The organism is Amycolatopsis albidoflavus (assembly GCF_039525725.1).
GTDB classification, from domain to species: Bacteria; Actinomycetota; Actinomycetes; order Mycobacteriales; family Pseudonocardiaceae; genus Amycolatopsis; species Amycolatopsis albidoflava.
In genome coordinates this window covers 183,604-208,789 of sequence record NZ_BAAAHV010000015.1, presented here as the reverse complement: position 1 = coordinate 208,789, position 25,186 = coordinate 183,604, and the positions used below count along the sequence as shown (strand labels likewise).

18 protein-coding genes are annotated in these 25,186 nt (G+C 66.2%); 12 read left to right on the top strand and 6 right to left on the bottom strand.

Annotated elements, in window-relative coordinates; genetic code table 11:
* Positions 1-88: 88 nt before the first annotated feature.
* The gene (locus ABD156_RS25620; RefSeq protein ID WP_344278698.1) at positions 89-421 is read left to right on the top strand and encodes a hypothetical protein; all 333 of its coding nucleotides are present in this window, start codon (positions 89-91) and stop codon (positions 419-421) included.
* A 202-nt stretch (positions 422-623) separates the two neighbouring features.
* Here ABD156_RS25620 and ABD156_RS25615 read toward each other — a convergent pair whose 3' ends face one another.
* On the bottom strand, positions 624-1,112 hold the full coding sequence (locus ABD156_RS25615) for a class F sortase (RefSeq protein ID WP_344278984.1): 489 nt from the start codon (positions 1,110-1,112) through the stop codon (positions 624-626).
* 2,542 nt (positions 1,113-3,654) lie between these two features.
* Between ABD156_RS25615 and ABD156_RS25610 the strand changes: the two genes are divergently transcribed.
* The 11 genes from ABD156_RS25610 (at position 3,655) to ABD156_RS25560 (ending at position 20,818) form a co-directional block, all read left to right on the top strand.
* The gene (locus ABD156_RS25610; protein WP_344278695.1) at positions 3,655-4,698 is read left to right on the top strand and encodes a hypothetical protein; all 1,044 of its coding nucleotides are present in this window, start codon (positions 3,655-3,657) and stop codon (positions 4,696-4,698) included.
* A 511-nt stretch (positions 4,699-5,209) separates the two neighbouring features.
* The gene (locus ABD156_RS25605; RefSeq protein WP_344278692.1) at positions 5,210-5,524 is read left to right on the top strand and encodes a hypothetical protein; all 315 of its coding nucleotides are present in this window, start codon (positions 5,210-5,212) and stop codon (positions 5,522-5,524) included.
* Between the two features lie 543 nt (positions 5,525-6,067).
* Complete coding sequence (locus tag ABD156_RS25600) at positions 6,068-6,481, top strand: hypothetical protein (protein WP_344278690.1); 414 nt, start codon at positions 6,068-6,070, stop codon at positions 6,479-6,481.
* Positions 6,478-7,410 (top strand): hypothetical protein, encoded by a 933-nt coding sequence (locus tag ABD156_RS25595; RefSeq protein ID WP_344278687.1) that lies wholly within the window; start codon positions 6,478-6,480, stop codon positions 7,408-7,410. Before ABD156_RS25600 ends, ABD156_RS25595 begins: the two co-directional genes overlap by 4 nt.
* Before the next feature lie 5 nt (positions 7,411-7,415).
* Positions 7,416-8,417, top strand: a complete 1,002-nt coding sequence (locus ABD156_RS25590) for a caspase family protein (protein WP_344278684.1) — start codon at positions 7,416-7,418, stop codon at positions 8,415-8,417.
* Positions 8,404-10,386, top strand: a complete 1,983-nt coding sequence (locus tag ABD156_RS25585; protein WP_344278681.1) for a hypothetical protein — start codon at positions 8,404-8,406, stop codon at positions 10,384-10,386. The genes ABD156_RS25590 and ABD156_RS25585 overlap by 14 nt, the downstream gene beginning before the upstream one ends.
* A 77-nt stretch (positions 10,387-10,463) precedes the next feature.
* Complete coding sequence (locus ABD156_RS25580; RefSeq protein ID WP_344278679.1) at positions 10,464-13,232, top strand: WD40 repeat domain-containing protein; 2,769 nt, start codon at positions 10,464-10,466, stop codon at positions 13,230-13,232.
* Positions 13,226-16,336 carry a WD40 repeat domain-containing protein gene (locus ABD156_RS25575; protein ID WP_344278676.1) on the top strand — a complete coding sequence of 1,037 codons (3,111 nt, stop codon included), beginning with the start codon at positions 13,226-13,228 and terminating at the stop codon, positions 16,334-16,336. The genes ABD156_RS25580 and ABD156_RS25575 overlap by 7 nt, the downstream gene beginning before the upstream one ends.
* Positions 16,337-16,715: 379 nt before the next feature.
* Entirely contained in the window at positions 16,716-17,156 is a 441-nt protein-coding gene (locus ABD156_RS25570; RefSeq protein ID WP_344278673.1) for a P-loop NTPase fold protein, read from the top strand.
* A 14-nt stretch (positions 17,157-17,170) separates the two neighbouring features.
* On the top strand, positions 17,171-20,482 hold the full coding sequence (locus ABD156_RS25565; protein WP_344278670.1) for a KAP family P-loop NTPase fold protein: 3,312 nt from the start codon (positions 17,171-17,173) through the stop codon (positions 20,480-20,482).
* Positions 20,483-20,656: 174 nt separating this feature from the next.
* Positions 20,657-20,818, top strand: coding sequence for a hypothetical protein (locus tag ABD156_RS25560; protein WP_344278667.1), 162 nt, complete (start codon positions 20,657-20,659; stop codon positions 20,816-20,818).
* Between the two features lie 502 nt (positions 20,819-21,320).
* Here ABD156_RS25560 and ABD156_RS25555 read toward each other — a convergent pair.
* From ABD156_RS25555 to ABD156_RS25535, 5 genes are all read right to left on the bottom strand, one after another.
* The gene (locus ABD156_RS25555) at positions 21,321-22,358 is read right to left on the bottom strand and encodes a tyrosine-type recombinase/integrase (RefSeq protein ID WP_344278665.1); all 1,038 of its coding nucleotides are present in this window, start codon (positions 22,356-22,358) and stop codon (positions 21,321-21,323) included.
* A complete protein-coding gene (locus tag ABD156_RS25550) occupies positions 22,355-22,678 on the bottom strand; it encodes a hypothetical protein (protein WP_344278663.1) in 324 nt (107 codons plus the stop codon). The genes ABD156_RS25555 and ABD156_RS25550 overlap by 4 nt, the downstream gene beginning before the upstream one ends.
* Before the next feature lie 340 nt (positions 22,679-23,018).
* Positions 23,019-24,197, bottom strand: coding sequence for a hypothetical protein (locus ABD156_RS25545; RefSeq protein WP_344278660.1), 1,179 nt, complete (start codon positions 24,195-24,197; stop codon positions 23,019-23,021).
* A gap of 38 nt (positions 24,198-24,235) precedes the next feature.
* Positions 24,236-24,604 (bottom strand): hypothetical protein, encoded by a 369-nt coding sequence (locus ABD156_RS25540; protein ID WP_344278657.1) that lies wholly within the window; start codon positions 24,602-24,604, stop codon positions 24,236-24,238.
* Positions 24,601-25,140: a SigE family RNA polymerase sigma factor gene (locus ABD156_RS25535; RefSeq protein ID WP_344278655.1), complete on the bottom strand. Its 540-nt coding sequence runs from the start codon at positions 25,138-25,140 to the stop codon at positions 24,601-24,603. The genes ABD156_RS25540 and ABD156_RS25535 overlap by 4 nt, the downstream gene beginning before the upstream one ends.
* Positions 25,141-25,186 lie beyond the last annotated feature (46 nt).

Genomic DNA, 25,186 nt, shown 5'->3' with positions numbered 1-25,186 from the left:
GGCAGGGCAGAGTGAGCGGCAGTCGCCTTGCCTGTTTCCTGTTCTCCGGCGACGATCCGGAAAATTTCGCGACGAAAGCAGGTGGACCATGCCCGACGGGCTGATCGGCTATGACCCCGACAAGATCGCCGATCTTGCGCGCCGCCTGCACGACCTTGCCACCAAGGCACAGGGGCTCGCCGGAAACCTGATAGACCCGAAGGTTGTCGCGGGTTTGCCTTCCGACAAAGCCGCCAACCAGTTTCGCCGTGATCTCGACAACAAGATGCATGCGGCCGATATCGAGTCCTTCTTGAAGGATTTGCCTGACGCGCTGCGGGTGCAGGCCGACAACTTGGACGACGCGGCGAAGGTCGCCAAAGACACCGAGAACGCGATCAACGAGGCGGCGCAGAAGGTCAAGGACTCGATGGATCTGTGAAGGCCTGTGGCACGCAGTCGTCATGGGGCGACGACCGCGTGCCACAGGTGTGATGACTGGCATGGCTCGGAGAGACGAGCCACGGCCGATGCCCGTCGGGAGCGGGCACTGGATCATCACGAGCAGTTGATCACGGACCTCGCAGGCCCGCGGCCCCATTCCGGCACGCCGGTGAGTGAAGGCAGATGTGTCTGCCCGAAGGTCACTCCCGGAGAACGGCATACACGATTACGTTGTCGACGTAGGAGTGTTTTGCCCGGTCGAATGCGCCGCCGCACGTGATCAGCCGCAGTTCCGGATCAGGTGTTTCGCCGTAGACGGCGGCGGTGGGGAACGCATCCTTCGGTTGCTGATCAAGTCGGGTGATCACGAACGTGCGGTGCGTGCCGTCGGCAAGGTCGAACTCAGCCGTATCGCCCGGCCGGAGGTCATGGAGGCGGTAGAAAACCCCTGCCTTGTGGCTCCCGTCCACGTGGCCGAGGACAACCGCAGGGCCGGGCTCGCCGGGAGACGGCCCGTAGCGGTACCAGCCGGCTTGACCTGGTGTGTCGAGCGAAGGGACCTGAACTGTTCCGTCGGCGTTCAGACCCAGTGGAATCAGAGTGGAAGTGACTCCGATCGACGGGATGCGAATGGCAGTGGCGACGGGGGCCGGAGCGACCCGGGAAGCTGCGGTCGTGGCAGGTGCCATGGGACTTGGTCGCAGCGCTGCCGCGGTGGGTGCAGTTGACGAAGCCTGTGGGTCCTGGCCCATTATTGTAAGGACGAGGACCGCTGCGAGGGCGGCCCCCGCACCGCCCACTGCGGAGAGCGCGCGCATGCGGGGGCTCGCCATCTTCACTTCAGTTCCTGCGTGCCCGGATCCGGCGTGCGGCCACTGGGAGCCCGCCGGCCGCGATCAGACCAAGGAGCAGCAGTGGCCATCGCGAGTCGTCGGCAGTCCCGCCTCCGCCGGTCTCGGGTGCGCCCTTTGGGATCTGTTTCACCTGGTGAACCGGAGTTGGCGCAGTCCGTGGTGCCGCGACGGGCGTGTTGCGCTGAGTGCCGGCTGCCGTGGTTGTCGAGGGACCAGTCGTGGGATGGCTGGTCGCGGTCGGTGCCGACTGGGTGGGGGAAGTCGGCTTCGTCGGGTAGTTGCTCGTCGACGTGGGCGGTGCCGACTGGGACGGGGGTGCCGGTTTGGTGCTGGTAACCGGCGGCGGGCAGTAGTCGCCACAGGGCGGCGGGGGCGCCGTCGGGTAGTTGGCCAGCGCGTCGGGGGCGACGCCTAACAGGACGGCGGTGGACAACGCCAGCAGGCCGCAGGTGCGGGCGATGAGTTTCCTGGTCATGGTTCTCCTGGAGGTGCACGCTGAGGTCAGGAGCCCCATTCCTGGCCAAGTGGACCGGGCACGGCATTCGCCGCTCTCTCCGCCCGGTGGAAGGCATTCTGGACGGCCGGATGTTTTCTGTCTAATCGGTACCGGGATCGGAGTCCGAAAGTACACGCAAGATCTTCCCTTGCAGGCCTTGCCAAGGTGGTTCGCGGCCGGGCCAGGTGCTGCGGGGCGACGAGGCAGATTGGCTCTATCCCCGGAAACGGACGGTCCCCGCCTGAGGCCTTGGGCCGGACGGGGACCGCCGTGACCGCACGTCATCTTGCGGAAGAGGGAACCGCGCGGCCGGTTGCGAAGGCGTCTGATCTGCCGTCGCGATGCGATGTTAGGCCGTGGGGGTCGTCAGTCGCGTTTGGACCTGGGCACGATGCCCGGAAGTCGGCCGCTTTTTGCCCTCGGGGCGTTCACAAGCCGCCATTCGAAGGTTTCGTCCTCGGCGAAGACTCTGGGAAATACGTCCATCATGTCGCCGGAGGACGGCTATATTTACCATGGGTGTCGGCTGTGGGCACTGAAGATGCAGGCGGTGCCTCGGGTGTTCCTGCGGCTCGTTCGTCGACGGCTTGGACGCGGCGATCGGAGTCGGAGCAGTGCGTGAGTTGTTGGCGAACGAAACCGACTGCGTGCCCTGCTGGCTTACCGCGAAAGCGGCGAAATTTTAGGGAAAACCTGACGCATCGGAATGGTGGTGCCGGAATATTTGGGATCGGCTGGTGAGTCGAGTCATGAGCCGTCGATGCCGGCTATGGGTGGAAGGCCTCCTTGAGCAGCCAGTCGCGACAGCGTTCACGTGGCAGTCTGGCTGCGCCGCTTCGTCTCGCGGCTGCACGGGCATGATCGTTCGGGATGGGAATGCCTGCCGTTTCGGTCGCGACGACCAATGCGTGCTTGTTCAAGGCGGGCGAGTTGGTGCCGGACTTGCTTCGTCTCGCGTTCATGGTCGGCCGGACGCGGTCGCCGGTCCAGGGCATTGCGGGCAGAGCAAACACGGCCGAGTGTTGATCGGCTGATCCGGCGTGCCTAATTTGGCGATCTCCGTGCCTGTAAAAGCTGCCAGGATCACATGTGCCCGAATCGACCTGTCCGTGTGGCTCTGATCAGTTCGCTGCATTGCCCTGGTCGCGCGAAGTTGGCCAGTGGCGTGCGCTAGCGGCACGTGTCTGCGTGCGGCGTCGTTGCGGTCGCCGCCGCGCGATCCGTGTATCCGGTCGGCTGTATTCCTGCTGGTAGGCGACGGACGGCTCTGGTGGGTGAGATGTCGGTGTTGCGGGCGCCGGGTCGCAGGCCTCATGCCTTTTGCGAGGCGTCCGTTGCTTCGCCCGAACGGCGAGCGCGCACTGGTTGCCATGCGATGCGCCGCGTGTGCTCATTGTGGGAAGGGTCTCGCGCTGTCTCCGGCTGTGCGGTGTGCACCCCAGTTTGTTCCGATGCGGAATGATGCTGCCCCTGAGGCACCATGTCTCTTGGGGCACAAATCCTTGCCCGTTTCGCCAGTTGGTGCTGTGCGCGACTGCGTGGCAGTGGTCGCCTGCTAGCTTCGAGCAGTCTCGTACCTGGTTAAGTTGCAACCAGTGAACAGATCTAATCACGGCTCAATAATCCAGTCGGAATGGTTCGTGTTCGAGACTGGATGAAGCGGTTCCGTATTGAGCAATGAGCATTTATTGAATTGTCATTGAGTTGAGGAGATTGTCGGTGGCAGGTGGTCTTTGCGGTGAATGTCTTGACCGGCGATCGGCGTATGACCAAGGCCGGGATGGCCTCGTGCTCGTGCAGGGGATCTGAGCGCCGGTGAGCGGGTGGCTTTACCTGAGGAGACTTCTGGAACGGGGTGCGACTGCTGAGGTGGCGGACTTCGTGGCGAACCTGCCGGCGTCTGCGTTCGCAGGGCTCGTTGCGCCGATCGACGAGTACGAGCGCACGTTTCAACGGAGTCCTGGTGCGCTAGGGCAGCGCCAATGCGACGCGATGCTGCTCGCTGCGACTGCGGTTTTGCCATTGGCATCGGTGGTTGCGCGCTGGATCGGCCGGTACGGCATAGAGTTGGGGAACTCGGCTGGGGTGTCGGTACGACGGCTGCTCATGAAATGCTTAAGAATCCGGGACCGGGAGTGGCTGGTCGAGTTGGTGCTGCGGTTGGCGCGGCTGAACCGGATTAGCGCTGACCAGCTCTGGCTGGTCAGCGCGCTGTCGCACGAGGTCGGAATGTTGCTGCCTGCGACCGATTCGGTGGTGGTGGCTTGGGCGCGGGGCGGCGTCCCGGAATCCGGGGCTGCTTGGGACCCGATCCTGCTCCGGACGTTCTCCACCGCCGGTGCCGGCCGATATTTCGTACGGCAGAGTGGCAAGGGGCTCGCGGATGCCGTCATGGAGGCGATCGCGGCTGGCCGCTTCAGCCGTGATGACGTGATCGACCGCTGCGCCACAGCGTTGGGCCGGCGGTTCCGGGCTGGCGACATCCGCGGTTACCTGGCGATGTACACGCAGCTTGATCTCACGCCTCGTGAAGTCGCGGATCGCCCTGCCGCTTTTGTGCAATTGCTCGATGGCGGGTACGAGAGGGTGGCGGCCTTGGCGCAGTCAGAACTGATCCGTGCAGAGGAGGCGGGTCTGCTCGGGACGGACTGGGTGCTTGACGCAACTAGGGCGGTGTTCCGCCGTGGGGACCGGCGAATGACCCATGTCCAGTTCACCTGGTTGGAGTCGATGCTTGTCCGCAGTCCAGGTGCCGCGGATGCCGTCGTGCAAGCGGTCCAGCCGCTGTCGGAGCATCACGACGAAGACATCTCGAAGGCAGCAGAAGCACTCGCGATGCGTCATGACTATCTGCGTCAGGGCATCTTAGCGGCGGTCGGCAAGACAGACGATGAGAAAGACCAGTCGGTTGACCACCAAGTCTGACGACTACACGGACGAGCAGTGGGCTCTCGTCATGGCTGCCGGCAGCGTCTTCGCCGAGGCGTGGCCTGTGCCGGCAAGACAAGAGCGATCGTCGCGAACTCAATAGCCGACACGGATGTCGAGTTGACGATTTCGGAAGCGACTGGCGAGAGCCCTTGTGCGCAACTAGTGCTACTCGCGATCTACGTGTAGTGACAGTTATTGCTCGGTGCGACCGTTTGTGGCCATCAACCTCGTCATGGCTCCAGCAGCTCATCGGCCAACTCAGAGACGAGGTGCTCTGGTGCAGGCAGCCGCAGCGCTGCGGCCAACGAGTGCAAACCCCGCGCGTGAACAACTCGACATCCGCCGCCATGGGGTGAGGTGATCGTCATTTCGGGGCTACGCCGGCCTCGACGCCCGCCACCACTTCGTCCAGCAAGCGATTGACCCAAGCTCGGAGTGTCAGGTCGTCAAAGCGGAGGATGTCTTCTCGCTGGCGAATCTGCCGACGAAGCGCATCGCCACCACGATGGACGGTGTGGTACTCGATGCGGCGAGCGCAGCTCGGCTTCGGCCGCATGAAGAGCCCCACGCAGGTCGCAAATGGCTCATTTTCGATCGCTCCTCGGTCGTCACCGGCCGCGGATTCGACTCCTATCCGGAGTGGATCGAAGCCGAACTCGCCTACGACATCGCGGGCGAGCGCGGCGGGGACCAGGACGCCGTCCTGCGCGGCCTGTCAAAGGACGTTCGTGACCCAAAGGACGCGGTCGTTGCCATGCTCCAGAAGGTGAACCGTCAGCGCGAGCTGCCGAACGGCATCCCGGACGCTGTCGCCTTCTAGCATGCTGCGGACGAAACGAGGCACGCCGGCAGTTTCTTCTCAATGCAACGTTGGGCAGGCGGCGCGCTAGGCTGAATCTCGGTGACAGGACGACGCAGCCAGACCGCCCACGTCGCACACTGGCGAGGTTCGACACCGGAAGGAAATGCTGCAGCAGCGTCTTGCCGTGCAGAACCAGCCCGAGTTCGACTGGGCGGATGCCGCCCCGGACCAGGTCCCACGCGCGGTCGTCGAACAGCGTTTCGGGCAAACGCAACGTAAATCGTCGTCATGAAGTCACATGTTTATGAAAAATGGTGCCGTTGTGCCTATTCGGGTACCCGTCAGTCCGAGGCGGAGGACTTCGTCGGGCGACTGGAACCTTGAGGTGGCGCTGCAACGGGCATCAACCTCCAGACGACCTGAAGACAGCACCGAACCATGCTCGTTTGCTCGTGCGCCGGCGAGGTCGTTGGCCATGTTGCGGCTGTCCGGGCTGTAACGGCTGGCGGCCCCTAGCGACCTACTCCATCGAACCCGCGCGTATTTGGTTGGAGGAACCACGTGAGCGACGAAAACACAAACCGGTTCCTCGATGCTGCTCGCCGTATCCGGCCGGAGTTGCCCGGCCTGTTGAAAAGCGCCGCCGCGGCTGCCGCGTATGACCGGGACATTGAGGCGTTGCTGCAGCGTTCCGTGGACGACCCGGAAGGGGCGCGGGCACGGCTTCAGGTTCTTCTGGGCAGCCGCCCGGAGACCGCCAGGTGGATGCGGCGGGCGACGGCGTCCTGGGGTGCCGGGCCGTTGAGGCCGCAGGGGTTCGAGGAACGCGGCATCGACGGGCTCGGGCCGGCGATGCCGGTCCCGCGCCGGAAGTTTGTCTGCCCGGTGGACGGCAAGTACTCCCGGTTCCAGCGGGACGCGTCGATCGACATGGGACTGTGCCCGGACCATCAGGTCGCGCTGGTGGCGGAGTGAACAAATTCTGGGAGCTGATGGCCGGAAAGCTCGCTGATCGGTGGGCGGCGACGGCGGTGGGCGCGTTGATCTTCTGGGCCGGCGGGCTTCTCGCGGCGGCTTACGGCGCGCGCCGCGACGGGGGTGTCAACGCGCTGATCGGGCCGGTGGCGCGGCAACCCGTCGCGGTCCAGGCGTCGCTGGCGGTCTTGGCGCTGGTCGTGGTCGCCACGTCGTGTTTGGTGGTGCGTCGCTTGGTTTCTCCGGTCCTTGCTCTGCTTCAGGGGCCTTGGCGGTTCGGGCTGGGGAAGGTTTCAGAGTGGGCGTCGAGGCGTGCGCGTGATCGTGCCGAGAAGCTCAACGAACAGTGGCAGCAGGTCGCTTCAGTGGACGAGAGTTCCACGCCGGACGAGCAGCAGCGGCTTGCCCGGCTGGACGAGCGGCTGAGGCGGATGCCCGCGCCCAGCAGCCCCGCCTATTTTTTGCCGACACCGCTAGGGAACGTCGCTCGTGCGGCTGACGTCCGCATCGTTGAGCGGTTCGGTTTGGCCCCGGCCGCGGTTTGGCCGCGGTTGTGGCTGGTCTTGCCGGAGAGCGTACGGGAAGAATTCCTGAGTGCCCGCGCCGCTGTCGACAGTTGCTTGTCCGCGTTGATCTGGGGAGCCGCCTTCACGTTCTTCGGATTCTTCGCGTGGTGGGCCGTTCTCGTAGGGGCGGCGACTTGTGTCGCGACGGCGTGGTTCTGGCTGCCGGCACGGGTCGCGGCGTTCGCGGATCTCACCGAGAGCGCGTTCGCTTTGTACCGGTTCCAGCTGTACGAGCAGTTGCGGCTGCCGCTCCCAGAAGACCCGGACGACGAGCCGGGCCGGGGGAGCGATCTGTCCATGTACCTGCATCGCGGGCAACGTCCGAGGAACGCAGTGTTCACCTCGCCGGAAGGGAAGAAATGATGCCGGTGACGGCACTGAAAGATCTCCATTTCGCGGTCGTCATCGGGATCGACCGCTACCCGGGTCTGAGTAACCTGACGACGGCTCAGCGCGACGCCCGGCTATTTCGCGAATGGCTGGTCGATCCGGCAGGCGGCGGACTCCTGGAAGCCAATGTCCGGGAGGTCAAGGCGTCCGACCGCGAGGTGCGTATCGAGGACGCTCTTCCGACGCAGCTCGAAGTGAACGAGGCGTTTCGCGACGTGCAGCTGCGGGTGCAGGACGCGATCAGCGCGGACCCGGCGGCCTGGCACCGGACCCGGCTCTACGTTTTCGTGGCCGGACACGGTTTCAAGCCGATCGAAGGGCAGGGCGCGCTCATTATGGCGAATGCCACCGAGGAAATGCTCGGCCTGCACATAGAGCTGGACAAATACCGGAGCTGGTACGAAGAAAGCGGTCTCTTCAAGGAGGTGCTCATCTTCGCGGACTGCTGCCGGAAAGAATACGACTGCAGGAACGCTTACGGGCCGCCGTTCAGCGGAATCCGCACCGGCCGGCAAACCGAAGCGGCGGTGATCGGCTACGCCGCGACTGTCGGCAGTTCGGCATACGGGGGAGACGGCCGGGGGCTATTCACCGAGCGTTTGCTCGAAGCGTTGAGGGGCAACGCGGCCGATCGCGACGGCAACGTGACGGTCCACCAGATCGAAACCTACGTGGCCGATCTGCTGGGCGGCGTACAGACCTGCGAGTTCGTGCCCCGGCGCAATGCCACCGTCGTGGTGAATGTCAAACCCCCGAAACGCGATGTGGTGCTGTCCTTCCCGCGAGGCGATCTGCGGGTCGAGTTGGTGCACGGCGACAACACGTCCGAGGTTCTCGAGGTCGCCGACGCCGAACACGCCGTCGCTCTGTACCCCGGGATTTATCAGGTGTGCCCGTTGCCCCCCGACGTCGCGCAGTTCGCGGACCACGGGTTGTTCCGGCTTCCAGGAGGGGAAGGACCGCACCATGTCCGGCTATGAGGAAGTCCGGGTCGATCTGACCGCTCGTCATCCGATGACCGATTTGACGCTGGTCGATTCCGCGTTCCGGGTCGCCGCCGAGGGAACAGGCCGGCTCCGGACACGGCTTGCCGCGGGGTTGTACGAGTTGCGAGCGAATGCCGGAGACGGATACTCGACCCGGCTTGTCGCGCTGCGGGGTGCCGAGGCGTACGTCCGCACCGATGTCGACGCACCGTTCGAAACGGTGACGCCGTTGGCGGGGAGCGCCAAAGCCGAGTTCATTCGCATGGCGTGGAAGCGCATGCGTGCTCGGGATCCGAGGGCTGTCAGCGTTTTCGTCGTTCTGGACGACCCGCGCCGCCATGTCGTCGAATTGGTGACTCCGGAAGGTCATCTGGTGCCTGGAGCCGCCGACGTCTCCGGGCCTGCGGACGGATCGTTCGAGGTGCGAGCTCAACTCCTGCCAGCGGGCGGCTACCTGCTGAGATTCACGATCGGGCAAGCTGCACGGGCCCTTCCGCTGTGGCTGCCGGAAGGATATTGCACGGTCGTGTTCATCCCGTCGGGCGAGGCCGGGCCCGACGTCCGGTCGGCAGTGGTTCATCTCAGCCCGTCTGGAGATCCGTGGCGGCCTGAGCGCGAGCGTGACGTGTTGCTGGAGTCTTTGCTGCGTCGTTCGGACGTGCACCGACCTGCGCTCCCGGACCGCCTGGTGACCGAGGCGGAGCGGTGGAGCGGCGCACCGATGATCGCTGTGGCAGCTGCCGCGTTGGCCGCGGGGACCGGGCACCGTGAGGAGCAAGCGTTGCTTGTCGAGGCACGTCGGTTGCTGCCGGATCATCCGGACGTACGCGCGCTGAGCGCCGTCGCTGGGGCCGGAAAAACTGCTGAGTGGCCGCCATTGCTGGCTGCGGCGTATTGGCGCGCGTTGCTGCCTGCGGACCAGCGTGGCGCCGAGGTGATCCGGGCCAGCTCGCCACTGTCCGATCTCGCCCCGGGTTTGTCTTCGCTCGGACCGTACCTGACCGCACCGTCCGGACCGGTCGATGTCGCGGACTGGGCCGGCCGGCATCTCACGCCGTTGCTGCAGGAGGAAAACCATCCGGTGGCGGCCGCGGTCCGGAGCGGCGACGCCAAGTCGGTGGCGGAGCTGACCGGGCTCCCGCTTGCCGCGGCGCGGAAGGCATTGGCCGCGGTCGCCGACGACACTGGCGAGCAGAGCCAGTCGGCGCTCCGAGCGCTCCAGGAGCTGTTCGACCGAGATCCGGAGGCCACCCGGCTGACGGTTCCCGAAAGCAAGGAGTGGGAGGTTCCCGGGCCGTTGGTCGGCATTCGGTGGGAGCTGGACCCGGAGGGCCGCGGCGCTCGGGTTTTCGCACTGGGGAGCGAATTGCCGTCCGAGTTCTCTCTGCTGCTGTCTCGACAGACCCACGCGCGGCACTTGCTGCGATTCGAAAACGGCGAAGCCCGCTGGCGCGCCAGCGAGCGAGGTTCGTTCACCGTCAGCGTGCCGCTGATCGAGCGGATCGGCGGGCTTGTCGCCGTCGAAGCGTTGTCGCTCGAGCCTGCCGAAGGCGCGAGGTTCGGTTCGGGCGAAGAGCCGATCCGGCGGATGACCGCACTCGCCGACGGGGCTCTGCGCCTTTCGGCTTTCGAGCGTGTCGATCACGGCCTCGAATTGGTGGTGCGAAGCGACCGCGGCCGAGACCAGGACCGGTACGCCGTCGTGAGCGTCCGCAAGCCGGACGAACCTGACCAGCAGCTTGTGGTTCCTCTTGTCTGGCTGCGCACGCAAGGCCAGGCAACAGGTGCCCTGCGCGTGGGCCTGCCCAGGCCGGGAGCAGCCGTCTTCCTGGTCCCGGAGCCGCTGCTGGCCGCGGAACTGCCGATCGAGGCGGTCGAACGATCCATCGCCCTCGGCGCGAACAGCGCGACAACTCGCGCGCTGCAGGAGCTTTACGACCGGCTCCGTTCGGACAGCGAGTGAGGAAGGCGGTACCGACGTGGCTGCGTGCCTGGCTCCCGTCCGGTTGGCGCCTCCGCCGTCTGGTCCGGGTGCCAGCGGTGTACCAGGCGACCAGCATCGAAGCCAGGACAGTCGTCCTCGAGTTGCGCCGGGCTCGCGACAGGGGCTCGGGGTTGGCCGCGCACCCGGCTATGGCGGGCCGATCGCTGCCGGCTTTCACGCAGGCTCTCGAGAACGCTTACGCTTGGGCCCAGGCGCGGGACAAGTTTCCTCGATCCCCGAAGCGGCCGTGGACCGTCGAGTGGTGCCTTCGTAACGCCGACGGGTCGACGCTGGACGAACCGAGCCTCGACGGCGGGTCGCTGGGCGCGGCATTCGGCGTCGGCCTCGCTGCTTTGTTCGGTCTCAGCCGTCCTTCACGGCGCAGACTGGATCCGGATGCCTATATCTCGGCGAGACTCGATGCCAACGGCGCGTTGGACACCGTCACGGAGCTCAACACCAAGGTGGCCGCGCTCGCGGGCCGGCGGACGCGACTGCTTGTCGCGAGGAAGAACGAGACTGCGGCACAAGGCTCGCGCCGCGGGGAGTTCCCCGCGGTCATCGCAGGGAGCCGGGCGCGGGATGCCATGGTGTTCGCGGCCTTGCCTCGTTCGAACGCTGTCCCGGCTTTTGCTGCCGTAGGCGCGCTGGTAGCCGGACTCCTCGCGTACGCCGGAGTCCAGGAGGGTGAGGCCCGGGACGCGCAGAGAGCCCATCAGGTTCAAGAACTCGCGGCAGTGTCCCGGCAGAAGCTCGCCAGCGACCCGGCTGCTGCCGCGCTGGCGGCCGCGACGGCTGTCTCGATGAATCCTGACGACGCTGCCGCGCAAGCGAGCCTGCTCGGCGCGAACGCGATCGACAGTCGCTTCGGCGGCGTTCTCGCCGAAGACGCGTCGACCGTCGACGTCAGCCCTGACGGTGTACTGCTGGCGACCGGCGGGCCCGATCATTCCGTCGAGCTGCGCCGGATCGACCGAGCCGGAGTGCCGCGGACGGGCTACGCCGGCGGCGGCCGAGTTACCGCTTCGGCGTTCTCCCGAGACGGAAGATACCTGTTCACCGGCGACGAACACGGCCGGCTCGTCCGATGGGACGTCGAGACGTTGGCACCGCAGTCGCTCGGAACTTCAGCCGAGCAGGACGCATCAGCGATCAGGCAGGTAGCGGTCAGCCCGGACGGCGCTCTTGTGGGCGTGCTGGGGAACCTCCACCGGATCGACGTGCTCGATGCCCGGACCGGAGCCCAGGTCGGTTCCGCCACTGTCGCGGCGACAGTCACGTCCGCGATGTTCACCGCCGCGGACACCCTGGTCGCCGGTGTGGTCGGACGCCGCGTGACCGACCAGCTCCTCGCCTATCGCGTCCGCCACCTGAGCGAGCAGCCGACGGTCCTCCTCCGGGCGCGAAAGAGTCCCTTCGCCCAAGGCGTGAGCGCGTTGGCGGTCAGCCGTGACGGGACCGCGTTCGTCAGCGGAGATCTCGGCGGCCACGTCACGGTCTGGGACACCGCGTCGCAGAAGCGACGCCGGTCGTTCGACGCGGGCACGGCGGTGTACGCGCTCAATCCGGACGAACACGCCGACGCCGCGCTCGTCACGACGTTCTCCGGACCAGGCGTGTCGACCACCATCGATCGCGCAACCGCGGCGACGTCGACGCAGATGTGGGACCTCGCCCAAGGCAGGCCCGCGAGCGCCGCCTTCGGCGGCGGATTCGGCACCGCCGCCGTCGCGGCTGACGGCGCACTGCGGACCGCGGTAATCCGCACAGCGAGGGGTGCTGCGACAGTATGGACCGACCTCGAGGGAAACCGGCTGCGGCAAGACGGGATCATCACGGACATCGTGCCGGCGCCGTTCCTCCCCGGATCAGTCTTCACCGCAGGAGCCGCCGGGCGGATCGACCTGGTCGACGCCGCTCAGAGCCGCATCGTGCGTTCGATTCCGCCGGCGAACCAGTCGCCGTTGTACAGTCTCGCCGCCTCTGCCCCGAGCAAGCTTTTGGCCAGCGGCCACGAAGACGGAACAGTGCTCATCCGCGACCTGGACGGCACGGTGCGTCGACAGCTCTCGACCGGGCAGAAAGCCGTGTACCGGCTGGCTTTCTCGCCGGACGGACGATCACTGGCCGCGGGCGCGGGCGGCACCGTCTCGCTCTGGGACGTCGCCACCGGCAGACGGATCGAAACCTGGAGCACCGGAGCGAACGTCATCCACCAGGTCATCTTCGGCGCGGGCGGCCGGCGGGTCTACGCGGCGGAGTCGCGGTTCACCGGCTCCGCGATCGTCGGGGCCACTTGGTGGGCGGCCGTGGATTCCGGCACAGTGCACGACGTCCGCGACGACCAGTACACGGCGCGCGGAATGACGACGCTGCCGGACGGCCGGGTTCTCGTAGGCGAGGGCGACGGCTCGGTGTCCGCAACCGACGACAACCTGCGGCCCCTTCCCGTGGTCGTGTCGTTCCGCCACGATTCGAACGTCCTTGCGTTGGCGTCGTCGACGAGCGCGGGCCGGGTCGTGTCGGGCGGCGCCGACGACAGGAACGCCGTGCTTCGCGCCGACGACCTGACGCTCATGGCGCAGTTGCCGGGGCTCGACCCGAATCCGCGTGAGCAGGAGAACTATCGGGGAGTGTATTCCGCCGCGATCACCGCAGACGGCCGTTACGCCGTTTTCGGGGGCAACACCGGCAGAATTCAGATCCTTCCCCTCGCGACGGACGTCCTCGTCAAACGTGCGTGCCTCCTCGCGGGGCGGCCCGCGACCGCACAGGACTTGAACGTGTCCGAGGAAACCATGCCGGAGGTGCCGCACCCGTGCTGAATTCTGTGCTGAGCCGGATCACTGCCGCGACCGGGCACGCCTTCAGCGACCTGTCTCCTGCCGAAGAAGCCGTCGGCTACCTGGTCGCCGGCGGCTGGTGGGCGTACTGCACCAGCGAGCACACCGATCTGCAGGTCATCGTGGGCGAGGAACCCGAGGACGACGACGTGTTCGCGCTCTTGACCGAGGTCGAACCCGACCTTGCCGATCGCGCGCGTGCGGTGGCCTCCGCAGCGCACGCGAGGATCGCTTCCGACGACAGATCACTGGTCCAAGCAGCCCGGCTGTGGCACGGCGATTCCGGCGAGGCACCCCCCGATGCGACGGTGTCGATCTTGCGTGCGGAGTTTCCCGAGTGGGGTTGGCAGAGCGCCGCACTGCTGGTCGATGAGCCGGTCCCGGTGCGCGAGGTGCGGCTGGCGCTCGCGCTGCCCGATGGCCGTGTAGGCCAGTTCGCGGCGAACGTAGTCGAGAGCGTCGGTGCTGACGTCCTGCTGCCGGACCCGCGAGCGATGATGTTCGCGCGAATCACCCCGGAGGTTCGGGAACAGCTGGCTGTCGCCTGGACCTGGGCGACCAACCAGGACCGGTTTGTGCCCGGCCGCAGCATCCTTTGGACTGTGCAATTCGAGGACCACGCGGTTCCGGTCGTCGGCGGCCCTTCGATCGGTGCCACTGCCGCGGTCGCACTGAGTTTCGCGCTCGACCTCGCCTACCGCACCAAAGCCACGGCGCGCAAAGACGGCGTGCTTCTGGCTGGCTTGGCGCCGTCCGGCGTCTTGGAGCCTGTTCCCGCGGACACCGCGCCGCAACCAGCCGGTATGGCGGACATGCGGCTGCTCCTTTCGGATGCGCAACCGGAACGGCCCGCCGGGTCCGCCGAGGTCGTGCGGGTGGCGACGGTGGGGGAGGCGGTCGACTCGCTCCGGCGTCCGCGCCGAGGCCGGATGGCTGTCGCCGCGGCACTCGTCTGCGCCCTGGTCGGTGCGGTGCTGGTCTTGACCGGCAATGGCTCGGCGGTAAAGGCTGAGAAAGCGCGACGAGACAAGCAAGCCGATACGCTGGCCGTCCTCGCGATGCAGTCGCGCTGGCCGGACGAGGCGATCCGGTACGCGCTTGCGGCGATGGCGCTAGGCTCTGACCGGCAGCTGCCGCAGGACAGTCTGACAAGAGCTCTCTACGGCGAAGTCGGTTTGGAAGAGATCCTTCCCGCCTTGCACGGCAGTCCGAAGTCGGTGGCGTTGAGCTCGGATTTAGCCGCGACCGGGTCCGACGACGGGACGGTCGGCCTGCGGAATCTCGCGCAGCCCGCCGCCGCGACGACGGCGGAGAAGTTGCCGGGTGCGGTGCGTGCACTCGCCTTCTCGCCGGATTCACGATGGCTCGCCGCGGCCGGCGGGGGCGAAGTCCTCGTCTACGACGCGAAAGCGGGCCGAACGGTATGGCGATCGAACCTGCTTGGTGCGGCAGCGCTGGCGTTCTCCCCGGACTCGGCCTCGCTCGCGGTGGGCGGCGACAACGGTGCTGTGCTGGTCCACTCGTTAGCGCACACGCCCGATCAGCGGCTCAGCAGGGGGAGCGCACCGATTCGCGCGGTCGCGTTGCTCCCTGGCGGGGCGCTCGCTGTCGGCGGCGACAGCAAGACGTTCGAAGTGCTGGGAATCGGCGCCGATCCTCCCGTCGTGCTGGCGACTGCCCAGGCCGGGACAGGCATCACGTCGATCGCGTTCGATACCAGGAGCAAATGGGTCGCGTTCAGCGAGTTCTCCGGGGACCTCCACACGTTCAGACTCGACACGCTCGCCCCGGTCGGATCACCGGTGCGCCAGGCGATCGGGGCCCGGTTGATCACCGCTCCGGGCGGCGGCTCGGCCGTCCTCAGCGCCGCGGCCACAGTACTGGGCGCTGACCGGATCGACATTGTCCCGGGCATCCACCCCGTGACCCAGACGTCTGCGTACCGCCGTTATCCGTCGGGCGCAGGCGATCTCGGAGCGGTCGCGATCAGCCCGGACGGCCAGCGCATGGCGATCCCCTCGGCATCCGGCTCTCTGCTCGTCTGGCGCGCACCCGGCCGCCCCGACATGGCGAAAGCGCGCGCGATCACCGGCGCCTACCCGGTACCGGGAACCGGGCTGATCCTGGTCGCCAGCGGCGGAGGTGACAACTTTCCCTCGTCCAGTGCGCTGCTGCTGGTCGACCGGGCCAGCGGCCGGCTCGCGGACAGCCAGCCTTCCCCGACCTCGTTCGACGGAGCCGTCGATTCGCCGCTGAGCTTCGAACCTTCGACGCGGACCGCCGTTGTCCGCGACGACCACGGCGCGGCGCATGTCTACCAAGTGCGGAACGGTCTCCTGGCCAAGGTCGCCGATCTGACGCCGGCCAAAGGAGAGGTGACTGCGACGGCATTCGACCCGAGCCGGCGCCGGCTGCTCGTCGCCCGGGGACGCGACCTGTTCGCGGTGTCCGCGGACCAGTTCGCTGCGATGAACGAGGTGCGGGTTTACCAGGATCCCGGCGTGATCACCCAGCTGCAACTGACCGCGGACGGGCGGGAGTTGGCTGTCGGCGGTCGTGCCGGTGTGGTCGTGCTTCCGCTGGACGAGCATGGCAGGGCTGTCGGGGCCGGACAGCGAGTCAGCACGCAGCAGCCGGCCGTGACCGCGATGTCGCAGAGCGGTGCGTTGATCGCCGCGGGCGCTGCCGGAACCATGACGGCCTACCGGCTCGTGGCGGGGCAATGGACCGGCGCGCCGCTGCCCGGGCATGGCGGTCAGGTCACCGGGCTGGCAACGTATGGCGACCTTGTGGTGTCCGGCGGGCGCGACCGGAAACTTCGTGTGTTCGACCTGAGGGCGGATCTCCCGGTCGTCGCGACGACGTTGCCGGTGCGTTTTCAGACGAAGACGTTGTGGCGCGACGGCCCGGCGGTTGTTTCCAGTGGCGAGTTTCCGGCGACTAGTACGGATATCGTTCTTGATCCTGTTGCGGCGCAGCGCAAAGCATGCGCGATGGGCGGCTGGGATCGATTGAGAACCCTGTTGCGCGACGTCGCCCCGTCTGTTGAGGCCGAGTACGGCGAGACTGTGCTCTGCCGCCTGTGACAGTGTGGCTTCACCTGGCAACGTTCACGACGTGACGCTCGTCGACAGCACCACGCCTATGGAGTACCGGCCCGCCAGAGCCGACAGCTCGAACGAAGGGCACCGCCGAGGGGGCAAGAGCAACAATGCGCAGTCCAGCCGGGCCACTGCGTTTCGAACCAGCACGAGCGCCTCGGTGCCACGCTCGCCTAGCGAACACATATGGCTCGATGCGCGATTGTCAGGGCAAGTGTGACCATGCAATAGTTATTTTGCAACCGCCGTCGGTCGCGCGTCGAAAATATTCATATCACCGATGGGTATCGCTACAACATAAGGCGCTGTGTCCGGTCTCAAAGTGTCGGACGACTTCTCTATAGTGCGCTGAGGGAGGTGCGGTATGGACAGCCGGGTAGCAGGGGTGGGTGGTTTTGACGCAGACGTCACCTCGAGGTCCAGGTTGCTCGGCCCTGAGGATTTGATTGAAGATCGAGAACTCACGGACGTCCAAGAGGACCGGTTCGAGCACCAGCGCATAGCTGACCAGCTTGTCGAGCTTGCGACGAGAGTCGACACTCCGACGAACATTGCTCTGTACGGCCCATGGGGTTCGGGGAAGTCTGGTATTGCGAACCTCGTGAAAGGCAGGCTCCATGGGGTAAAAGGGGTGCGGTTCGTTCGTTTCGACGCATTCAAATACGCGGAGAACCCACTGCGTCGGACGTTCGTGACCGCTGCCGCGAATGAACTCGGAGTAACCGATGCGAAGTATCACGAAGACCTCTACTCGGGACGCACTCGGACGGATTCCGTGTCCCCGCCGCGAGTGTCTGGACGCTGATCTGGGTCTTCGCCTTGTTGCTCGCCGCCCTCGTGTCGCTCCTCATGGGTGCCATCGCCATCGTCGCCCTGCTCCAGGCTGGCCCGTTCGGCGAGAATTTCACCAAGATGGCGGGCACTGCTGTCACCGCAGGGCTAGTTCCGGCGACGCTCTTGTCGGGGCTAATCGCACTGGTCGGTAAGAATCTCGCGGCCGAACGCAGCCTGTCCAAGCCGGACAGCGACGAACAATTCGAAGCACTCCTCGCGGATCTGGTGAGGGACTCCAGAGCAGACCGTGTGGTGATCTTCGTAGACGAGCTCGACCGATGCAGTTCGGAAGACGTGGTCGCCACGTTGGATGCAGTGCGAACCTTCCTCGGAACAGACCGATGTGTCTTCATAGTTGCCGCTGATCAACAGGTACTCGAAGCGGCTCTGTCGCGAAAATCGCAGCAACCCACGCCGTTGACGGCATACAACCCTTACTACAGCACGGGAAGTGCCTACCTCGACAAGGTCTTCCAGTACCAGATCAGCCTTCCCGCTCTGCTCGCCCCCAACATCGGCGAGTTTGCCCTGAACTTGGTGAAGGATCGTCAGTCCGGCGTCTGGAGTGAACTGACCGATCTTCCGTTGGTTATCTCAGTCCTGATTCCCGGCCACGTGACCAGCCCACGCCGTGTGAAGCACCTGCTTAACACCTTTGCCTTGACCTACAGGCTTGCCGAGGACCGATTTCGGACCAAGCAGCTTCACGAGAACCCTGCGCGGTCGGCGCCGGCCCTGGCAAAACTGGTGTGTCTTCGAGTGGAGTTCCCTCTGTTCGGCCGGGACTTGGTCATCGATTCAGATCTTCCGGCACACGTGATGGCATTGCAGAATTCCGAAAGCCTGCCCGATGACATCGACCCCGATGCGAAAGAGCTTGCCCAGAGGTACAACAACCCGGATGCCAAACTCGCACCCCTCATGGTCGGGGAGGGCAACGAAAACGGTGAGGGCGCCGCCGAGACCGGGAACAAGCGGATCGTCGACACCCTCCACACTCACCATCGCCAGCTTCTCAACTACCTGCGGCGGACCCGCGCGGTCGAGGGCCCATCGCGCGATCTTGTTTTCCTGCGAAGCGAGGAGAGCCTCTTCGGCCTCGATGCCGCGTCCGCGAAGCGGCTTCTGGCTTCTGCAGAAGACGGCGACACCGCAGTGGTCGTGGACGCGGTCGGGGCCGAAGACGGGCCTCAAGATCGACGCGATGCAGCGCTGCGTTATCTCACCACGCGTATGCGTCATTCGTTTGGTGTAGCGGAGCAGAACATCGCCGTTGCTCTTGTCGAGCTGGCACAACAGCGGCCGGGTCTGTCCTACGACATCGTGGCCGACGAGGTTCTCACCTCGATCTCCAACCTCGAGCACTCTGGCATCAACATGCTGACAACGAGAAACGCTGCGGGAGCCTGGCATCTGACGCTGTGCGCGGCAGGTGATGCCCGCGGACTCCGCAAGCGGATCATCCGAATCGTCCAAGCCGACGAGGAAGCCGACGTCCAGTTCATCCTCCGAGAGCCGACGGCCGCAGCCGCCGATGCCGCAGGTACCAACGCGTTGCTGGCCCGAGGTCTGTGCAGCTCGCACCGCCAAGCGACGCTCGCGACGCTTCGCGCCTTGAACGCCCCTGTCAGACTCGAGTTGCTGCGGCTCGCTCACATACTGCCGAAACTGCTGGCTGAGGCTCTGGAAACCCCGCCCATCACGGCTTCGGCGCAGCCCGCGACAGCGGATGACACGACGACTGTGGTCGCCGCCGCGACAGCATCGACCGAGTCGGTCGAATCTCCGAAGGCGACTGCCGCCAAGCAGGCCATTGCGAGCCTCGCAGCTCTGGCTCACGACCTGCGTGACGACGACCTCGACTCGGCTCACGCGATCGTGAACCTGGTACTCGCCATAGAACACAGGTACGGACGTACGGCGATCCACGAGATCATCGCCGACTTGCCGCCCACATCGGATGGCGATTTGGCTGCGCAAATCCTCCGCTCGACAGAGTTCCGTGCCGTGGCTTCGTGGCCCCGCTGGCTGGCTGCGATCATCCCGGGCAGTCGTATCCCCGACGCAGACCAGCGCTGGACAAGTCTCGTCACCAAGCTGTGGAGCAGCAACACTGGTAAAAATCCCCCGGATGTCGCCGACGTCGAGCGCGCCGCGTCCGCACTGCTTACGCAGATCGAGCCGCTTCCCGGGGCTCGGCCCGACATCACCGACAAGGTGGTGCAGACCGTCGGGGATGTGATCGAGACCGAATCTGACGCCGCATCGAGGCGGCCGGCCGTCGCCGCGGCGCGCGTGCTGGCTGCGCACGGGTTCATGGACCCCGCTTTGCTGACGACGACCTTGATCGACTCGTTGACGAAGACCCTCCGCGCAGACATCGCACCGGACGACCGAGGGGAAGCTCTGCAGTCATACCTTTTCGACAACGTTCCAGAAGTGTTCAGAACTGAGATTGAGAGGGACGGTGCCACCACTCTGGCGATGAACTTGATGACCGCCCTGGCCGAAGAACACTGGATGGCACGATTCGGCCGCGTGCGGCTTCTACTCCAGTCTCTGAACCATGCCGGACATCATCTGCCATCGTTTTCCGATCTGCTGCCCGCGGCTGGCACGATGACAAAACTGGCGGACGAACTCGTCGGCGAGTGCGCGGAGCCGCTGGCGACCTGGCTCCGGCTCGCAGTGGTCACGCGTGCCGACGCTCAAGTGTTGCTCTCGACTGCAATGGGCACGTCCCTTCTGACTTCAGATGTCGTCGCCGCATTCCAGAACGTCACGGCCAGCTGGAGTGAGGAGGAGCATCTGGAGTTCATCCGAGCATTCGTGGGCAAGCCAGATTCGTCGATGCCGGACACGAAGGTGATCGCCGCGATCAACCTCACTGGCGCGAAGGAGGCCGGCGTCGTGGAAACGCTGGTCGAGCGGTACAGCGGAAGCAGGAACAACTCCATGCGCGTCGCGGTTCTGAATCTGTGGGCGGCCGCCTCGATACGAAAGGATCCCGAACGGGTCGAGCTTTTCAAGCAGGTAGCGATCGCGATGCTGGAGCTGAACTCTTCCGGGGGATCCAACGCTGAAGCGGTGAAATCCTTGTTCCGCGTCATGCCCAAGATCGGACGTCCGCCAAAGTCTGTTCGAAGTGCCTTCGACGCCGCCGCACAACGGGCGGTCGAGGGTAAGAAGGAACTGGAGAACGCCGCTCTGCACGGCCTCGAACCCCTCGGCTACGCAACTAAAGCGGCCAGCCTCTTGAGTTCTCGCCGAGTGATCGACTTCGGCAAGCGACGTTGATGTAGCCGGACCGTCGACGACGGATTTGGCCGGCCATTGTGGGATCCTCACCGCCACCGCAGACCTAACCCGCGCGGTGGTGACAGCGACCTGCGGGTGCCGGAAACGCTGTCATGGCTCCTGTCCAGCTGGTCTGGTGCTGTGTTCGCGATCTGATGGCGTCAAAGACGTGGCTTGCTCTTCTCGAGGCGGGGTCTTCGGCACGCCGACCTCGACAAGGAGTGGACGCACTGCGAGAACGGCGTCAACAACCTGTTGATCGGGTTCCTGGCGACCGGGCGAGAAGCTCTCGCGCAGCACTTCGCGACGAAGTCCGCACGCAAGTTCGACGGCTAGGAGCGGCTGGCTCCGGCAGTCGGCGCCGGAGGTCCGATCCTCCCGTCGGCCGCAGCGCACGTCGTGCGTAAGGTGGAGCAATTGGTCCCGACGGGGGACCCCACCATCGTCGTGGGGAGGTGATCGGGGCGCAGTCGACGATCGGTCGCACACCCTTGCGTGTTCCCGTCGGCGGTTCTTCATCGGCGAGTATCTGGACCGCGAGTCCGTTTCCGGGTGAGCGACGCGTATCCGCGGAGCCCCCGTCTTGTGAAATCCAGTGCCAGGCCGGCGGAGCGGGCTTCAGGGCTCGGGTGCGCAGGCGAAATCCTCAAATAGGAGTGTCACTGAGCGCTGTGCTTGCTCCCGTACCGCGTCCGGCGGCACGAGAAAGGGGCCGAACCCGCAGGTCCAGCCCCTATCGATCGGGATGACAGGATTTGAGCCTGCGACCCTCCGCTCACGATACGGAGGGCCACAAGCTCGTCATGCTGGTTTGCGTCCGTGGCAAGCTGCCGGTGCCCTACTCCACGGCGGCTGCTGCGAGTGGATGTGATTCCCCTGTCAACGTCGACAGCGCAGTGGCGATCTCTTCGAGTGTCGCCGCAACGTAGGTGAGGGTGTTGCCTGCTCGGCTGCCGACCGGGACATGGCCCGCGTAACCGGCCGCTACGGCGAACCCGAAGTTGCGTTCGACCCAGGTCAGCGTGGTGTATCTGAGCCAGTGGGCAGTGACCCCGAGGTTCTTGACCCACGGGACATGTTGTCCGATCCGGTACCAAAGGTTCTGGTAGTAGTTGTTGTCGAGCGGTTTGCCGGTGGTCCGGACGAGGAGTGGTGCGGTCGGGTCCGCGTCGGGTGATCGGTGTTCGACATGCGACAGCAGGCCCGCCATCAGAGTGGTGGAGACAGGTTGGTCTCTGACGGTCTTGCCTTTTTCTCGTAACCGGATGGTGAGCTGGGACGTTTCGAGGTCGCAGGGGCGCAGCGCGATCGCGCCGCCTCGGCGGCAGGCGGTTTCTGTGTGCAGGCGGATGACCAGGCAGTCTAGTGCTGGATCCCGGCCGGTGGTTGCGACGACTTCGTTGATTTCGGCGAGTTGCCGGGGGGTGAGAGCCCGGCGGAGGCTTTGGCGTTTCGGCGGTCTTTTCAGATCGGGCAGCGGGCTGTCGCTCTGGATAAGCAACTTGTCCGCGAGCGCGCATCGGTAGAAGAATCTGACGGCGTCGATGAAGTTGGCGCGAGCGCCGTGGCCCCCTCGGGACGCTCTGCCCAGGATCGAGCGTTCTTGGACCTTGATCGACAGGTTGATGATCTCGGTGGGGGTCGGTTCGTCGAGGCGGCGGTCGGGCCACTCGTCGGCCAGCATGTTCAGGTAGATCCCCCATGTCGCTGCGGAGCTGGGGGATGCGGCCTTGAGGGCCTTGGGCACGTATTCGGCGATGGTCGGCGTCGCGAGGGCCGCCGCCTTCGCTTCGGCGAGCTCGGCTTGCGAGAGGCCCATCGTGGCGATGAGCGTCTTCGCGGCCGCGACCATCTCGGAGGAAGAGTTGGCGGTCATCGGTCTTGGCCGCCGGAGCTGATGTGCTGATGGGCGTCTGACAGCAGCTCGTCCAGGAACGGAACGGTGTAGATCAGGAGGATCTGGTGCGTCGGGCTGGCGGCCAGCAGCACCGGGTCGCCGGTGCGGAGCGCACACCGTGCGCGCAGAGCAGCTGGAAGCTTGACGCGCAGGTCACGGTCTGCGGTGGCTGTCCCGTACCGATCCGAGCGGATGAGCACGGCGGGTCCGAGCCGAAGGGCGTGCGTCAAGGGGGTCTCCGCGCTCCAGCCGAGGGCTTCCAGCAACGCTCGGCTCGCCAGCCGGCCGGAGGCATCCAACTTGACTATCGAGTAGCGCCAAGCTGCGCGCTCGTGCTCCGGAGGCTGCGGCGGCAGTGGAAGCGGCTCCGAGAGCCTGCTCGGCTCAGGAATTCTGCGAGGCGCACCCGGGGGTATGAGCGCGGCGATTCGCGGCTCAGACATCCGACCACCGCCCGGTCATCACGGTGGTGCGAACAGGTTTGCGGGGCGAGCGGGTGAGGCGCTGTAGAGGGCGGCGCACCGCCCGGTGAAGCGTGTTCTCGGTCAGGTCTGGGGCTTGGGGATGTATCCCCGGAAAACTCGACTTAGCGCTCGCTCAGTGCGGAGTCCGGTGATGCGTCCTCGCTGATCCGGCCCGTCAGACGACGTAGCGCCAGCCGGTGAGGGAGTAGGCGCTGAACCAACAGCCGATGAGAACGAAGGCGGCCGTCGCGGCCACTGCGGTGCCCGGGCGGCGGGCGGCGAGGCCGCGGGCGATCGGGAACAGCAGGATGAAACCGGGGACCAAGAAGCGCGGCTTGACGGTCGGGAGGCCCGCGGTGCCCACGACCAGCACCACGATTCCGGCGCCGTAGGCGGCGAGCGGCCACCATCGCGACAGCGGACGCAGCGTTTTCGGCAGCAGGACGGCGAGCACGGCCGCGCCCAGCACGACGAAAACGGTCAGCGTCTCCATCACTGAAGAACCGGATGCCAGTTTCTGCCAGGAGAATTCGACCGCCTCGCGGCCTCCGTCGAAGCGGGTTCGCCAGTTGTCCCATTCGAGGTCGAACCAGCCGGTCGGGCTGCCGGTCCAGACCGCGACGAAGACCCACCAGCCGAGCAAGCCGAGCGGGCACAGCACCGCGCAGATCATGGTCGTCCAGCGGTCGCGGGTGCGGATGAAGGCGATCACCGCGGCGACGCCGACGACGGCGATGAGGACCGCGGCGGTCGAGCGGGTGAGGCCTGCGCCAACGCAGCACGCGGCGGCCAGCAGCCAGCGACGTTCGACGACTCCGACGAGCGTCCAGGCGGCGAAGGCGGTGAACAGTGCTTCGGTGAAGACCATGGACTGCGTGATGGCGAGCGGTGCTCCGGCCCACAGCGCCACCAGCAGCAACCCGGTGCGCGCGCGGCCGTCGATTCGCTGGGCCAGCCGGAAGATCGCGGCGGCGGCGAGGCATCCGGCGACTGTGCTCACCAGCAGACCGGACAGGACCGTGCTGCCCAACGTGATCGGCGCGACGACGCGAAGCAAGGTCGGGTATGCCGGGAAGAACGCGAGCGGCGTGTAGGGCGCGTAGTTCCCCGCCGCGTCGTACAGGCCGCGTGTGGTGCCGAAGTAGCCGTAATCGGCGATATCCAGGTAGAACTGGCCGTCCCAGGCGGTGAGGCGGCCGATGAGGGGCTGGCCGGTCCTCGCGGCGAACAGCGCGAGCAGCGCGACGCTGAACACGCGGATGAACAGGTACAGGCCGACCGCGCGGACGTACGGGCGTTGGTGCCAGCGGATCGCCGGCGGGGTGAAGGCGGCTGGTTCGGCAAGCGTCGTCAAGAGGGTTCTTTCTCGTGGTGCGGGAACTGGCGTACCGGTCAGCGGTGGCTGGTGGGGTGGCTGCCAGTGGTCGTCGTGCGGTTCGGGGCGGTTCCGGTGGAGGACAGGCCGGGGGAGCTGCTGCCGGGTGTCGGGTCGAGGGTCGGGGCGGGCTGGGTTCCGGTGGTCGGCGCGACGGCGGGCTGGACGGTCTGCGGCGCGGTGGCCGGACCCGTTTGGCCTGCGGTCACTGTCACCAGGACTACGAGCAGTGCCGTCGTCAGGGCGCTCCCGCCGACCACGACGAGGTTCCGCCGCTGGCGTCGCTTGCGGCCTTCCGACAGCAGCCGCTCGGGATCCACGCCCGGCGGCGGCACGTCCGCCGGCCCGGCGAGCAGGATCACCGCGCGTGCTTCTTCGTCGTTCATGCCTGCCTCTGCTGGAACGCCAGGTGTCCGAGCTGACTGGGATCGAGGAGTTTGCGCAGGGTCGCCAGCCCGCGCGCGGACTGGCTTTTGACGGTGCCCGCCGAGCAGCCGAGAGCGGCCGCGGTTTCGTCGACGCTGAGGTCGTCCCAGAAGCGCAGCACGAGAACCGCGCGTTGTTTCGGCGGGACGCCGTCGAGCGCCGCGCGCACGGAAAGCCGCTGGGCATGGTCGGGTTCCGGTGCCGTGCTGACGTCCGGCAGCTCCGCGGAAAGGTGCTCGCGCGAACGCCACTTCCGCCGGTTTTCGTTCAGGAACGCGCGCACGACCATCCGCCGCACGTAGGCGTCCAGCTCGCCCCGCCGGACCAGCCTCGGCCACACGCGGTAGAGCTTGAGGAAGGTGACCTGCAGCAGGTCGTCGGCCCGGTGCCAGTCTCCGCACAGGACGAACGCGGTGGCGCGCACGGAACTCGAGGACGCCATGACGTACGCGACGAACTCGTCCTCCCACCACGCACCGCCCGCGTCTTGCTCCACAACGGGGTACAGGCCTCGTGGCGGCTGGGAGGTTGCATGCGGGTGG